Source organism: Mesorhizobium sp. Ca11 (genome assembly GCF_020165275.1).
Taxonomy (GTDB): Bacteria; Pseudomonadota; Alphaproteobacteria; order Rhizobiales; family Rhizobiaceae; genus Mesorhizobium.
The window spans coordinates 610,035-623,621 of record NZ_JAIUHU010000001.1; the positions used below are offsets into that span (position 1 = coordinate 610,035).

13 protein-coding genes are annotated in these 13,587 nt (G+C 64.4%); 5 read left to right on the top strand and 8 right to left on the bottom strand.

Annotation, left to right across the window (positions count from 1 at the left end):
* Positions 1–6 precede the first annotated feature (6 nt).
* The 5 genes from LB538_RS02960 to LB538_RS02980 all read right to left on the bottom strand — a co-directional run bounded on the left by LB538_RS02960 (position 7) and on the right by LB538_RS02980 (position 4,979).
* The gene (locus LB538_RS02960) at positions 7–1,065 is read right to left on the bottom strand and encodes an ABC transporter permease (RefSeq protein ID WP_224522838.1); all 1,059 of its coding nucleotides are present in this window, start codon (positions 1,063–1,065) and stop codon (positions 7–9) included.
* Positions 1,062–1,853, bottom strand: coding sequence for an ATP-binding cassette domain-containing protein (locus tag LB538_RS02965; protein ID WP_224522839.1), 792 nt, complete (start codon positions 1,851–1,853; stop codon positions 1,062–1,064). The genes LB538_RS02960 and LB538_RS02965 overlap by 4 nt, the downstream gene beginning before the upstream one ends.
* Positions 1,854–1,929: 76 nt before the next feature.
* Entirely contained in the window at positions 1,930–2,937 is a 1,008-nt protein-coding gene (locus tag LB538_RS02970; RefSeq protein ID WP_140626838.1) for a substrate-binding domain-containing protein, read from the bottom strand.
* Positions 2,938–3,042: 105 nt separating this feature from the next.
* Positions 3,043–3,951: a sugar phosphate isomerase/epimerase family protein gene (locus LB538_RS02975; RefSeq protein WP_224522840.1), complete on the bottom strand. Its 909-nt coding sequence runs from the start codon at positions 3,949–3,951 to the stop codon at positions 3,043–3,045.
* A complete protein-coding gene (locus LB538_RS02980) occupies positions 3,948–4,979 on the bottom strand; it encodes a Gfo/Idh/MocA family protein (RefSeq protein WP_224522841.1) in 1,032 nt (343 codons plus the stop codon). Before LB538_RS02980 ends, LB538_RS02975 begins: the two co-directional genes overlap by 4 nt.
* 196 nt (positions 4,980–5,175) lie before the next feature.
* On the opposite strand from LB538_RS02980, the gene LB538_RS02985 reads away from it, so the two are divergent.
* The 3 genes from LB538_RS02985 to LB538_RS02995 all read left to right on the top strand — a co-directional run bounded on the left by LB538_RS02985 (position 5,176) and on the right by LB538_RS02995 (position 9,541).
* On the top strand, positions 5,176–6,201 hold the full coding sequence (locus LB538_RS02985; protein WP_224522842.1) for a LacI family DNA-binding transcriptional regulator: 1,026 nt from the start codon (positions 5,176–5,178) through the stop codon (positions 6,199–6,201).
* A gap of 273 nt (positions 6,202–6,474) precedes the next feature.
* Entirely contained in the window at positions 6,475–7,950 is a 1,476-nt protein-coding gene (locus LB538_RS02990; RefSeq protein ID WP_224522843.1) for an esterase-like activity of phytase family protein, read from the top strand.
* Positions 7,951–8,068: 118 nt separating this feature from the next.
* Positions 8,069–9,541, top strand: a complete 1,473-nt coding sequence (locus LB538_RS02995) for an MATE family efflux transporter (protein ID WP_224522844.1) — start codon at positions 8,069–8,071, stop codon at positions 9,539–9,541.
* Positions 9,542–9,572: 31 nt separating this feature from the next.
* On the opposite strand, the gene LB538_RS03000 is transcribed toward LB538_RS02995, so the two are convergent.
* A complete protein-coding gene (locus LB538_RS03000; RefSeq protein ID WP_224522845.1) occupies positions 9,573–10,781 on the bottom strand; it encodes an MFS transporter in 1,209 nt (402 codons plus the stop codon).
* A gap of 137 nt (positions 10,782–10,918) precedes the next feature.
* Here LB538_RS03000 and LB538_RS03005 point away from each other — a divergent pair, with 137 nt between their 5' ends.
* Positions 10,919–11,494 (top strand): TMEM175 family protein, encoded by a 576-nt coding sequence (locus LB538_RS03005; RefSeq protein WP_140839754.1) that lies wholly within the window; start codon positions 10,919–10,921, stop codon positions 11,492–11,494.
* Positions 11,495–11,497: 3 nt separating this feature from the next.
* On the opposite strand, the gene LB538_RS03010 is transcribed toward LB538_RS03005, so the two are convergent.
* Positions 11,498–11,779: a hypothetical protein gene (locus LB538_RS03010; RefSeq protein ID WP_140626825.1), complete on the bottom strand. Its 282-nt coding sequence runs from the start codon at positions 11,777–11,779 to the stop codon at positions 11,498–11,500.
* 171 nt (positions 11,780–11,950) lie between these two features.
* On the opposite strand from LB538_RS03010, the gene LB538_RS03015 reads away from it, so the two are divergent.
* The gene (locus LB538_RS03015; protein WP_224522846.1) at positions 11,951–12,817 is read left to right on the top strand and encodes an SDR family NAD(P)-dependent oxidoreductase; all 867 of its coding nucleotides are present in this window, start codon (positions 11,951–11,953) and stop codon (positions 12,815–12,817) included.
* Between the two features lie 8 nt (positions 12,818–12,825).
* On the opposite strand, the gene LB538_RS03020 is transcribed toward LB538_RS03015, so the two are convergent.
* Positions 12,826–13,320: a low affinity iron permease family protein gene (locus tag LB538_RS03020; protein WP_224522895.1), complete on the bottom strand. Its 495-nt coding sequence runs from the start codon at positions 13,318–13,320 to the stop codon at positions 12,826–12,828.
* Positions 13,321–13,587: the final 267 nt, after the last annotated feature.

Here is a 13,587-nt window from a genome sequence, read left to right on the forward strand (position 1 = left end):
CCCTCCTCACCGATACCGTGCCTGGTTCCACTTGTGACCGAGCAGCGACAGGATGATGATCAGCCCGTTGAAGAACTGCACGTAGAAGCCGCTGAGGCCCGCCGCGACAACCCCGGTCTGGATGAACGACACCGTGACCGCGCCGATCGCGCCGCCGACCACCGTGCCGATGCCGCCCCAGGTCGGCGTGCCGCCGACGAACACCGAAGCCAGCACGGGCAGCAGATAGCCGTCGCCTGCCGTCGGCCACCAGGTGAAATTGATCATCACCGAGAAGGTGCCGGCGATCGCCGCGCCAATGCCGACGAAGACGAACACTTTCACCCGAACCCATTTGACGTCGATGCCCATCTGTCTTGCGCTGTCGGGATTGTCCCCGACCACTTTCACCTGCGCGCCGAAACGATGCCGGTTGTAGAGCAGCGCCGAGAACACCACGAAGGCGATCGCCCAGAAGACCTGCACCGGGATGCCCCAGACCTGGCTGGAGAAGATCTTGTAGGCCGAGCTGTCGGCAAGGCCGGTCAGCGCCGTCGACTTGCCTTCGTTGATGATCTGGATCAGCCCGCGCAGCAGGAAGTTCATGCCGAGCGTAGCGATCAGCGACGACAGCCCGCCATAGACGACCAGCGAGCCGACCAGGAAGCCGAGCAGCGTGCCGGTGACGAGCGCCGCCGCAATGCCGATAAACGGATCGTAGCCGGCCTGCACGACCAGCGCGAAGACCCAGGAGGCAAAGCCCATTGTCGCCGGAAATGACAGGTCGATCTCGCCGCAGGTGACGACGAAGACCAGCGGCACGACCACGAATAGCGCCACGGGAAGCGTCGTCAGCACGGAGCTGTAGAGATACCAGGTTGTGAAGACGGTGGGGTTGGCGATCATGAACACCGCCATCATGACGATGAACACGGCGAGCGTGCCGAGCGAGGCGCGGTTGTCGAGGACGAAGCCGCGCAGCCAATGATTGGACGGATGGCTCCATTCCTTGGCCGGTCCCTTGGCTACCTTGCCGCTTGCCGTTCCCAAAGGCGTTTGCAGATCGGGTTCCATGGCCTTGCTCATTGCGCTCCCTGCTCCGCGCCCTCGTGCAGTCCTGGCAATCCGCCGGGGTGTGCTACGTCTTCCATGAAGTTGATGAGGTCTTCTGCCGACTTGACCTCGTTGCGGTTGGCCGCGAGCGCCACCTTGCCGCGGTCGAGCACGACGAAGCGGTCGGCGATGTCGAAGACATGGTGGATGTTGTGCCCGATGAACAGGATCGAGCGGCCGCTCGCCCGCACCTGGCGCACGAAATGGAAGACCTTGGCGGTCTCGGTCAGCGACAGGGCCGTGGTCGGCTCGTCGAGGATGATCAGTTCCGCCTGCTTGTAGATGGCGCGTGCGATCGCCACGCCCTGGCGTTCGCCGCCGGAAAGCTGGCCGACGATCGAGTGCGGCGTGAACACTTTCGAGGTGAAGCCGATCTCGCGCATCAGCCGGCTCGCCTCCTCGATCTCCTTGTCGACCTTCAGCCAGCCCATGAAGCTGGTCAACTCGCGACCCATGAAGATGTTGCGCACGATCGTCTGCTGCACGGCCAGCGCGCGGTCCTGGAACACCGTCTCGATGCCGGCGTCGCGCGAGCGCGCCGCGCTCCACCCGGTGACCGGCTTGTCGCGCACCAGGATCTCGCCGCTGGTCGGCTTGACCACGCCTGACAGGATCTTGATCAGCGTCGATTTGCCGGCGCCGTTGTCGCCGATAAGGCCGACCACCTCGCCGCGGTCGACGCTGAGGTTGACCCCGCCCAGCGCATAGACCTGGCCATAGGATTTCTTGATGTCGCGCAGTTCGATGATGCGTTCGCCCATGCGATCCTCGCTGGAATTGTCTGTCTGCCGGTCATCTCGCCGGCCGGGCAATAATCCCGGCCGGCGGCTTGGGAGGTCAACGCAATGCCTGCTTGGCGAGCTCTGAGACGATCTCGTAGTTCTGCGGCGTGACGAAGCCGGCGCCGGTGTCGACATTCATCGGCGCCAGCCCCAGCACCACCTGCTGGCAGAGGCTGAGAATCGGCAGATAGCCCTGCAGGAACGGCTGCTGGTCGGCCGTCAGTTGCACCCAGCCGCCCTTGAAGCCTTCGACGATCTGCGGACTGGTGTCGAAGCCGAAGTTGAAGATGTCGCCGGGCTTGCGGCCCGCCGCCTGCATATAGGTCGCGACATTGCCGAGCATCTGGCCGCCGGGGTAGCCGACCGCCTTGACGTCGGGGTGGTTGAGCAGCGCCGCGGTGATCACCGGAATGGCGAGGTTGGGATCCGACGCCCATTCGCCGCTCGGCGGTGAGGACAACTGGATCACCTCGACGCCGGCTTCTTTCAGCGCCGCCACCGTGCCGCGCTCGCGTGCGCCGCGGCTTTCATTCTCGAACGGGCCGATCATGATCGCCTTGTCGCCGGCCTTGAGCTTGCCGAGCTTGAACGCCTCGACACCGAGCGCGCGGCCCTGCTGCTCCTGCTGCGCGCCGACATAGCCGCCACCGAAAGCCGCCACCACCTTCGGCACCGGAACGTTCTGGTACATCATCTTGATGCCGTCCTTATGCGCCTGTTCGGCCAAAGGCATGATCGCGGCATCGCCCGGATGGCCCATCATGGCGATGCCCTGCGGCTTGACCGCGACCGCCTCGCGCAATTGCTGCACCATCTTCTCGACGTCCCACTGCGAGAAGATGTAGTCGACCTTCGGCCCGAGATCGGCCGCCGCCTGTTTGGCGCCATTATAGACGATGGTGCCGAAGGCGTCGCCCTCCGCGCCACCGACGAAGAAGCGGATGTGTACGTCCTTGCACCATTGCGCGTCGAGCGCGTGCGCCGGCAAGGCAGAGATCGAAGCGCAGAGCGCCGTGGCAGCCGCCACGACGGTCGAGCGCAGAACAGTCCTTCTGGTCGTCATGCACGTTCCTCCCTTTTAGATCCTCCCGATGGAGGGTTTCGAATTGATCTGCGTCCTCGGTCGGCCGGTTCCTCCCGCCGGCCAATCCTCACATCGAATCTGACCTCAAGCCGGATTGGGCAGGTAGCTGTTCCCTCCCCGGCATTGCTTCAGATAGTCGAGCGCGCGCGCCTGTCCGGTGATCTCGAGGTCGCCGCGATAGACCGGATCGTGCCAGCCCTCGATGTCGATGGCGCCCTTGTAGCCGGCCAGCCGCAACTCGCTGATCACCCGCGTCCAGTCGCTGTCGCCGAAGCCTGGCGTGCGCATCTGCACGAAAGGCAGTCGGCCGAACACGCCATGCTCTCGGATGACGTCCCAGCGCACGGTCGCGTCCTTGCCATGGACATGGAAGATGCGCGGCGCCCATTTGCGGATCTGCGGGATCGGATCGATCAGGTAGACAAGCTGATGGCAGGGCTCCCATTCCAGCCCGAGATTGTCGTTTGGCAATTCGTTGAACATCAGCTCCCAGGCATCGGGATTGTGGGCGATGTTCCAGTCGCCGCTCGCCCAGTTGCCGTCCATCGCGCAATTCTCGAAAGCGATGCGCACGCCCTTGTCGGCGGCGCGCCTGGCCAGCGGCCCCCACACCTCGCGGAAGCGCGGCAGGCTGTCGGTCAGCTTCTTGCCGCGGATGCGGCCGGTGAAGCCGCTCACCGTCTCGGCGCCGAACAGATGCGCATTATCGATCACCGTCTCCCAGGCCGCCAGCACACCGCGATCGACCTCTCCATTCTCGAGCGGGTTGCCGAACACCCCGATCGAGGACACGGTCACATCGGCATCGCCGATCGCCTCGCGGATCTCGCCCGCCAGGCGCTTCAGGTCCTTGCCGCCCAGCGTCTGCCAGAAGAAGGGCTGGATGCTCTCGAAGCCGAGCGGCAGGATCTGCCTGACATAGGCGGCCGGATCTTCGAGATTGGCCCGCACCATGGTGCCGATCCTGATATCGAGAAGCGGGTTTGCCATCATTGTGCTTCCTTGGCGATTGTCACGCGCCGCCCGCTCTCCGCGCTCTCGATGGCGCCGAAGACCATGGCCAGGCTTTTGATGTTGTCGGCGCCGCGCGTCTCCGGCTCGGCGCCGGTCTCGATCGCGTGCATGAAATCCCGGATGATGCCGAGATGGCCGTCGACACGGTCGGCGGGATCGAGCGGCGGCACTTCGATGGGCTGGGTCTTGTCGATGATCCCGTCGCGGCCGGACGCAACCACCTCCGCCTTCAGCCCGTCATGGCCGTCCCACAAGAGGCTGCCGCGCTCGGCAACGATGCGCCAGCTTCCCTCCCAGCTCGTGCGGAATCCGTCGGCGCACCAGGAGCCGGCATAGGTGAAGACCTTGCCGCCGCCGAGGTCGAAGACGGCGCTGGCCGACGACCCCTGCCTGTACCAGGAATTCACGGGTTCCCATTCCTGGCAATAGACACTGGCCGGCTCGCCGGCGACCATGTAACGCGCGGCATCGAACGTGTGGATCGCCATGTCGAGCAAGAGCACATGGGCCATCTCCTCGCGAAAACCGCCGAAATGCGGCGCAACGAAAAAGTCCGCATGGATGCTGGTCGGCTTGCCGATGACGCCGGAGTCCAGGAAGCGCCTGATGCGCCTGACATTGGCGACATAGCGGCGGTTCTGGACGACTGCATGGATGCGCCTCGCCTTGCGCGCTGCCTCGACGATGGCGCGCGCATTTTCGGGGCTGTCGGCCAGCGGCTTCTCGGTGAGCAGATGGCAGTTGTGCGCGAAGGCCGAAAGCGCGACCGCGCGGCGTGCGGCGGGAACCACGACGTCGAACACGGCATCGGGCTTGGTCTGGTCGAGGACGGCGTCGAGGTTGGTGCCGATGACGGCATCGGACAGCGCGTATTCGCGCGCCCTCGCCTGGGCCCGCTCGGCATCGAGGTCGACGAGGCCGACAATGGCGAGCCCGTCGATCTGCTTCACGGCATCGAGCCAGTGCTTGCTCATCGCTCCGCACCCGGCCAGGACGACCCTCATCATCCAGCGCTCCTCCTCCGCCGGTCCCTCCAGACCGGACGTCACGGCGTCCACGGCGTCACCGTAAACGTTTTTCCGTAAACGTTTACGAGAACACACCCGATGGCGTAGAATGTCAACCGGCTGCCTGCAAAAATCGTCCCGAAGCCTTGGCCTGAGCGGCAGCCGGTGCTAGCCAAGGCAGGGGGAGAATCCGTCCTTGGCGTCAAGCATCCACGATCTCGCGCGTCACCTGAACATCTCGATCGGCACCGTGTCGCGCGCGCTGAACGGCCGTGCCGACGTCAATGCCGACACACGCCAGCGTGTGCTCGAAGCAGCCAGGAAGCTGAACTATTCGCCCAATCAGTCAGGCCGCAGTCTCAGGCAAGGCGCCACCCGTTCGATCGCCTTCATGCTGCAGCCGCATCCCGGCGACCAGCAATATGGCGAGCCGTTCTTCATCCCGTTCCTGACCGGCCTGCAGGCGCGGCTCGCCGAGCATGACCTGGATCTGATGGTCGTCATGGGTGAGCCGGGCCAATATCAGCAGGAGCGGTTGCGCCGCGTGGTCGAGACGCGCCGGGCCGACGCGGTCGTGTTGGCCAATACGCGAAGGGAAGACGATCGGATCGATTATCTCAGCAAGGCCGGCTTTCCCTTCGCCACGCTTGGCCGAAGTCAGTCCGGCGGCGACACATATCCTTCACTCGATATCGATTTCGAGAGGGCGGGTGATGAAGCCGTCGACCGGCTGGTCGCGCGCGGCCACCGCCGCATTGCCGCTATCCGCCCTTCGCTTGATCTCAACTTCGGCTACCTGTTCCTCGACGGCTACCGCAAGGCGCTGAAGCGGCACGGTATCGAGGTCGACCCCGACCTGATCGCCGACGGCTTCATCAACGAGACCGGCGGCTACCAGGTGACGCCGCAAGTAATGCGCTCCAAAAACCCTCCGACGGCGATCATCTTCAACAATGACGCGATGGCGCTCGGCGGCTGCAAGGCGCTGGCCGAGATGGGTATCAAGCCGGGCCTTGACATGGCCGTGATCGTCATCGTCGACACGCCGCTCTGCCGCTACTTCTCGCCGACGCTTACCGCCTTCCGTCCGTCGCTGGAGCCCATGGGCCGGCGGCTGGCCGAGATGCTGCTCGCTTCGCTTCCCGCATTCGCCGGCCCTGAGGGCACACGCATCATCCGCGAAGTCTGGCCGCTGGAGCTGATCGCAAGAGAGAGCGATTGAGCGGAGGCGCTTTCCCTTCTCCCCCTGTGGGAGAAGGTGTCGCCGAAGGCGACGGATGAGGGGTGCTCCAGATGGCACCAGCGTCTCACTCCGCTGGAGCACCCTTCATCCGTCTCGGCGCTACGCGCCGATCCACCTTCTCCCACAAGGGGAGAAGGAAACTGTCATGCAACCATCACGTTCACGTCCTAGACCGCTCGACGGGAACCGGCTCGCCGCATCGCCGATGCGCGTTCCTTCCAGGCCGCTCTGCTCGTCAAGAAGGGGATATCGATGAAACATCTCAACCGGACCGTCGCGCTCGGCGCGGCACTCGCCTTGTTCACTTCCCTGACCCCGGCGCTCGCCGACGGCGTCGCTTACGTCAACAAGGGGCTCGTCGGCATCGGCCGCATCCCGGCCAACCAGAAGGACAAGTTCGGCGAGACCTTCGGTTCAGGTTCCGGCATGGCGATCGATACCAAATCCTGGACGCGTGAAGGGGCCACCTACAGGGGTTCGCTCTGGCTGCTGCCGGACCGCGGCTACAATGTCGTCGGAACCACCGATTATCGCCCGCGCCTCAACACCATCTCGGTCGAGCTGGCCCCGACCGCTCCTGGCGCGGCGCCCGCCGCCGGACAGGAACAGTCGGGCGTCAAAGCGACGCTCGCCGACACGATGCTTCTGACCGACGACAAGGGCGCCGACGCCACCGGCCTCGATCCGTTGAACGGCGTGCGCGCCGCCGCCGGCGACATGCCGATCCTGCCGCAGGCCGAAAACGGCAAGTTGGCGCTGGACGACGAAGCAATCGTGCGCCTGCCCGACGGCACGATGTTCATCTCCGACGAATATGGTCCCAACATCTACCGCTTCTCGGCCGAAGGCGGTCTGATGTCGGCGACCCAACCGCCCGCGGCTCTGGTGCCGATGCGCCACGGCAAGCCGAACTTCGCTTCCGACAATCCCGGCCCGGGCGCCGCCGAACCTGATCCGAAGGATCCCGAGACCGGCCGCCAGAACAACCAGGGCCTCGAAGGCATGTCGATGACGCCGGAAGGCAGGTTCCTGATTGCCGTGCTGCAGTCGGCGGCCCGCCAGGACGGCGGCGATTCCGGCTCGACCCGCCAGAACACCCGCGCGCTGGTTTACGACGCTTCCGATCTCGCCCATCTCAAACTGGCGCATGAATATGTCGTGCCGCTGCCGGTATTCAAGGATGCCAAGGGCAAGACCAAGGTGGCCGCTCAGAGCGAGATCGTCGCACTCTCCGACAAGAGCTTTCTGATGCTGGCGCGCGACTCAGGCAACGGCCAGGGCGTTAAGGGCGACGAGTCGCTCTATCGCAAGATCGAGATCGTCGACCTCTCGGCCGCCACCGATATCGCCAACGGCCCATTCGACGCCGCCGACAAGCCGGTCGCGCCGAAGGGCATGCTCGACCCGTCGGTGACGCCGGCCAAGCTGACGCCGTTCATCGACATCAACGACAAGGGCGAGCTCGGCCGTTTCGGCCTGCACAATGGCGCGCCGAACGACAAGGACAACCTCTCGGAGAAGTGGGAGGCTATGTCGCTGGCGCCGGTGCTCGATCCGAAGCTGCCCGACGACTATTTCCTGTTCGTCGCCAACGACAACGACTTCCTCACCCAGGACGGCTTCCAGGTCGGCGCTGCGTACAAGGCCGAGGACGGCGCAGATGTCGACACCACCTTCCTGGTCTATCAGGTCACCCTGCCCGGCCTTTCTGGAAACACCACTCAGTAATGGGATGCGGTCGGCTGCCGCGGCAGCCGACCCTTTTCTGAAGGGATGCATGAGCATCAGGCCTGCGATAGCATCGCGGGCCTGATTCAGTTTCGGCCCCACCACCATGGATAACAACATGGATGACAAACAGCCCGCCCGCCAGCGGACCGGCGACCTGACCAGCGGCCCAATTCCGCGCACGCTGCTTTTGTTCGCCCTGCCGGTGCTGGGCTCCAACGTGCTGCAGTCGCTCAACGGCTCGATCAACGCGGTCTGGGTCGGCCGCTTCCTCGGCGAGGCGGCGCTGACGGCGACCTCCAACGCCAATCTGGTGCTGTTCCTCATCCTCGGCACCGTCTTCGGCATCGGCATGGCGGCGACCATCCTGGTGGCGCAGTCGGTCGGCGCCCGCGACCTGCCCGAGGCGAAGCGCATCGTCGGCACCAGCGCCACCTTCTTCTTCCTCGTCTCGGTCGTATTCGCCGTCTGTGGCTGGATCTGGGTCGACGCCATCCTGACCGGGCTCGGCACGCCGGCCGATGCCTTGCCTTTGGCGCGCGCCTATTTGCGCATCATCTTCGTCGCCGTGCCGATGATGAACCTTTTATCCTTCGTCATGACCGTGCTGCGCGGCGCCGGCGACTCGCGAACCCCGTTCGTCTTCATGGCGCTGGCGGTCGTGCTCGACGTCGTGCTCAATCCGCTGCTGATCCGCGGCATCGGCCCCTTCCCCGAGCTCGGCATTGCCGGTTCGGCAACGTCGACGCTCATAGGCCAGACGGTGAGCGTGATCGCCATCCTGATCGTGCTTTATGTGCGCAAACACCCGCTGCGGCTGGCGGGCAGCGATCTCTCGCTGCTGCGGCCCGACCCGAAATTGCTGCGCATCGTCGTTTTCAAGGGCATTCCGATGGGGCTGCAGATGATCGTCATCTCGGCCGCCGCGCTCACCGTGATGGGCATCGTCAATTCCTACGGCTCCCAGGTCGCCGCCGCCTACGGCATCGCCGCGCAGCTCTGGACCTACATCCAGATGCCGGCTCTGGCGATCGGCGCCGCCGTCTCCTCGATGGCGGCGCAGAATGTCGGCGCCGGGCGCTGGGACCGCATCGGCAGGGTCGCGGCGTCGGGCGTCGGCTTTAACCTGGTGCTGACCGGCGCGCTGGTGGCGCTGCTTTTCGTCTTCGACCGCGCAGTGCTCAGCCTCTTTCTCAGCACCGACAGCGCCGCGATCGACATCGCCGCCCACATCAACAAGGTGGCGTCCTGGTCGTTCATCCTGTTCGGCGTCACGATCGTGCTGTTCGCCACGGTGCGCGCCACCGGCGCTGTCATGCCGCCGCTGATCATCCTGATCATCTCGGTGTTGATCATTCGCACCGGCTTTGCCTATTCCATGCGCAGCGTCATCGGCCAGGAGGCGCTGTGGTGGAGCTTTCCGGCAGGTTCGATCGCCTCGCTGGCGCTCGCCGCCGCCTATTACCGCTTCGGCCACTGGCGCACGATGCATATGATCGAGGACCGGCCGGCGGCCGGCGAGCCGCCCGACACGGGCCTCGGCGTGCCGCGCCAGCGCGCGCAACTCCTGCCGGAGACGCCGAACGGCTAAAATCCGCGACGACAGGAAACGTGAAAATCCGCTACCGCGCGTATTTGGCGCCGAAGCCAAGCGCCACCAGCGAGAAGACGACGATCATACCGGCAAAGGCCAGGCTTGCGATGGTTGCGTTCGCCAGGCTCGACAGGATGCCGATGCCGATCACCGGCAGCGCGTTGCCGCAGAAGCAACAGATGAAGAAGGCCGACACCACCTCGGCGCGGCGGTCGGCCGGCGCGATCTGATTCACCACTTGCAGGCCGCCGCGATAGCCGAGCGCCGCCGCCACGCCGCAGACCGCCGTCGCAATGATCATCAGGACCATCGAGGCATAGACCTGCGCCGCCACGATCAGCGCCACGGTCGGGATCATCAGCACCAGCGCGGCAAGCATGGTGGAGCGGCTGGAGAGCCATGTGGTGGCGACGATGGTGATGGCCGCCACAATCGACAGCTCGAAGAAAAGCCCGCCGGCTTCGGCATGATTGGTCACATGCAGCTGCTGCGCCAGGATGCTCGGCGCCAGCGCCGCGTAGAAGCCGACCAGCGACATGGCGCCGAAACCGGTCACCGCCGGCGCCACGAATTGCGCGCGGATGTTGTCCGGCACCGAAAGCCGCGGCCTCAGCGAGACGTCGGAGAACCGTCCGGGCCTGGAGACGGTTTCCCGCGTGCGCCAGATCAGCAGTGTCACCAACGCAAGCAGGACGAGATAGACGGCGAATGTCAGCCTGAGCGGCCAGGGCGCATATTGGGCTAGCAGCCCCGACATGAGCGCGCCGGCCCCGAGACCGACAAAGTTGGTGCTGGTGGCGATGACGGCGGCGCGCGACTTGTCCTTGCCTTCGATCAGCTCGGCCAGCCAGGCGGTGCCCGCCCCCGCGCCGACACCGATGCCGAGCCCGCTGAGAATACGGGCGATGTCGAGCCAGGCGAGGTTTTCGGCGAAGAGGAAAAACAACGCGCTGACCACGGCAACGCCCATCGCCGCTAGCGCGGCGGGGCGGCGGCCGACGACATCCGACAGGCGGCCGAAAAACAGCAACGCCGCCAGATTGCCGACCACATAGACGGCGTAAACTAGCGTCAGCGTGACCTGCGAGAAGCCGAAGGCCTGCTTGTAGATCACGTAAAGCGGCGTCAGCGCGGTGCTGCCGGCAAAAAGCGCGGCGATCATGGCGGCGACGACGGCCATTGCGGCGCCGCCGCCAAGCTCATTGTCACGCGTCATGGTTTGAGCGTAGCTGGTCATGGCAACCTCCGGGGGTTGCAAGCCCAACGCCTATATAATGGCGCTGTTCCAGCCACCGACCGCCCTCCTGACACTCCTGACAGGATGGTCTTGTGCGAAATCCTCGCGTAGCTTTTGTCGGCCGACGAGGAGGAACCATGGGCAAAGGACGGGTCGAGGCATTCACCGATGGCGTCGTCGCGATTATCATCACCATCATGGTGCTGGAGCTGAAAGTGCCGCATGGCGAAGATTTCTCAGCGCTTCTGCCGCTGTGGCCGGTCTTCTTCTGCTATGTGCTGTCCTTCATCAATGTCGGCATCTACTGGAACAACCTGCACAACATGTTCCACACCGTGCAGCGGGTCGATGGACGCGTGCTGTGGGCCAACCTGAACCTTTTGTTCTGGCTGTCGCTGATGCCGGTGACCACCGCGTTCATGGGAGAGAACCACTTCGCGCCCGTACCGGTCGCCGTCTATGGCATCGACCTCGCGCTTTGCGCCGTCGCCTACACCATCCTGGTCCTCAAGTTGCGCCATCTGCACGGCGCCGACACGACTTTCGCCAAGGCCGTCGGCCGTGACAACAAAGGCAAGATCTCGCTGGCGCTCTATATCGCCGCAGTCCTGCTCAGCTTCCTCAACCAGTGGATCAGCGTGGCGATCTATGTGCTTGTAGCGACCATCTGGTTTGTGCCGGACAAGCGCTTCGAACGGTTGGTCGAGAAATAACGCTTACTTCCGCATGGTTTTCAGCTTTTCCGCCGCCGAGGCGGCAAGATCGGCATAGCGCTCCTCCAGCCTCTCGGCTGCCTTGATGATCGGAAAGTCATGGCCGAATTTCTCCAGCGCCAGCCTTAGCTTCTCGGCGAAATCCGCCTGCTTCTCCAGCGCCGCAAACAGCGTCTTCACCTGCGTCTCGCTGATGTCGGGATTGGCGAGCATCTTAGGCACCTCGCGGCTCATCTGGTCGCCGTTGACGGTTTGCTCCTTCAGGATTCCGATCCAGTCGGTCAAATGCCGAACTCCTTTTTGGGACAACATGCGCGGCGTGCGCTGCGATGGTCAACCCGTTGCGGCTTTCGCCGTCAACCCGTTGCGGCTTTCGCCGTAATCACCGGACGAACCGGCCTTGCCTCGGCGGCGCCTGGCGTTAAGTTCGGCCCGACCCGAACAAGGATGGAACTCATGACTAGCGACGCCCAGATCCAGACCGCCCTGCCCGCCTTCGCCTCCGGCAATGTCGCCGTCATCACCGGCGGCGCCAGCGGCATCGGCCTTGCCGCCGCAAAACGGTTCGTGGCAATGGGCATGAAGGTGGTGCTTGCCGACATCGGCGGCATGCGCCTCGACCAGGCGAAGCAGGCGGTCGCCGCGATCGGCGGCGAGGATGCCGTCCTCCCAATCCCGACCGATGTCTCCAGGGCGGAAGAGGTCGACCGGCTCGCAGATCTCGCTTACGGCGCCTTCAGTGCGGTGTCGGTGCTGATGAACAATGCCGGCGTCGGCAACAATCCGGGCAAGCCGTGGGAGAACCGCGACGCCTGGAAGCGGCTGCTGGACATCAATTTCTGGGGCGTCGTGCATGGCGTCGAAGCCTTCGCGCCGCGCATGCTCGTCTCCGGAAAGCCGGGCCTGATCATCAACACCGGGTCCAAGCAGGGCATCACCACGCCGCCCGGCAATCTCGCCTACAACGTCTCCAAGGCCGGCGTGAAGACCTTTACCGAAGGACTGGCGCATGCGCTGCGCAACGAGCCGGGAGCCAAGGTGTCAGCGCATCTGCTGATCCCGGGCTTCACCTATACCGGCCTGACCGAAGGCGCGACGGAAAAGCCCGCCGGCGCCTGGACCGGCGAACAGGTGATCGACTTCATGCTGACATCGCTGATGGAGGACGACTTCTACATACTCTGCCCGGACAACGAAGTGACGCGGCCGATCGACGAAAAGCGAATGGCCTGGGCGATGGGAGACATCATCGAGAACCGCCCTGCCCTGTCGCGCTGGCATCCCGATCACAAGGATGCCTTCGCGGCCTTCATGAACCGCTGACGGCCCTGTCAAGCCGCGGCTTTCTTCTTGGATGCGTTCTTCCCGGCCGCGGTCTTCTTTGTGGCCGCGCCGGCGGTCTTCGGCGCATGCCTGGTGCCGTTCTTTCCGGCGACGGCCTTCTTGGCCGCCTTTTCGGCGATCTCGCTGTCATGCCGTTTTGCCGCCGCCTCGCATTTCGAGCGGATCTCCTCCACCTCTGACTCCGTCAGGTGTTCGATTCCGATGAAATGGTTATGGGCGCGGCTCACCCTGATCAGTTCGTCCAGCTTGGCCTGGATCGCCGCGCCATCGCGATTTTGCGTGTTCTGGATCAGGAACACCATCAGAAAGGTGATGATGGTGGTGCCGGTGTTGATGACCAATTGCCAGGTGTCCGAGAACCCGAAGAGCGGTCCACTCAACGCCCATACAACCACGATCGCCACACAGATGGCGAAGGTGGGCGGCAGCCCCGCCAGATGTGCCACCTGGTTAGCTATCCGCGTGAAAACCTTCTCGATCATGCAAGTCCCTCGAACCGTGGATGTGCTGGCATTTGCGAAGAAACAAGCTGCCGCCCGCTCCGGTTCCGCGGGATCGAATTTTGTGCCGCCACGTGCACGCAATCGGCTACACGCAGAAAGCGCAGTTTCGCGAAAAAACACCTTATCCGTTTATTTGCAATAGTGCCGGTGCAGGCCGAAAGCCTGTTCCTTCCGCTTCACGGCGGTTTACCTCCAGCCCCTTCCGCTGCGCCACCCCCGCATGGCGGAAGGGGCATTTAGTTCCGA

Coding starts and splice junctions, on each gene's coding strand:
- LB538_RS03005 (WP_140839754.1), top strand. CDS start 10,919: ATGGGCAAAGGACGGGTCGAGGCATTCACCGATGGCGTCGTCGCGATT.
- LB538_RS02960 (WP_224522838.1), bottom strand. CDS start 1,065: ATGAGCAAGGCCATGGAACCCGATCTGCAAACGCCTTTGGGAACGGCA.
- LB538_RS02975 (WP_224522840.1), bottom strand. CDS start 3,951: ATGATGGCAAACCCGCTTCTCGATATCAGGATCGGCACCATGGTGCGG.
- LB538_RS03020 (WP_224522895.1), bottom strand. CDS start 13,320: ATGATCGAGAAGGTTTTCACGCGGATAGCTAACCAGGTGGCACATCTG.
- LB538_RS02970 (WP_140626838.1), bottom strand. CDS start 2,937: ATGACGACCAGAAGGACTGTTCTGCGCTCGACCGTCGTGGCGGCTGCC.
- LB538_RS02965 (WP_224522839.1), bottom strand. CDS start 1,853: ATGGGCGAACGCATCATCGAACTGCGCGACATCAAGAAATCCTATGGC.
- LB538_RS02980 (WP_224522841.1), bottom strand. CDS start 4,979: ATGATGAGGGTCGTCCTGGCCGGGTGCGGAGCGATGAGCAAGCACTGG.
- LB538_RS03000 (WP_224522845.1), bottom strand. CDS start 10,781: ATGACCAGCTACGCTCAAACCATGACGCGTGACAATGAGCTTGGCGGC.
- LB538_RS02990 (WP_224522843.1), top strand. CDS start 6,475: ATGAAACATCTCAACCGGACCGTCGCGCTCGGCGCGGCACTCGCCTTG.
- LB538_RS03015 (WP_224522846.1), top strand. CDS start 11,951: ATGACTAGCGACGCCCAGATCCAGACCGCCCTGCCCGCCTTCGCCTCC.
- LB538_RS02995 (WP_224522844.1), top strand. CDS start 8,069: ATGGATGACAAACAGCCCGCCCGCCAGCGGACCGGCGACCTGACCAGC.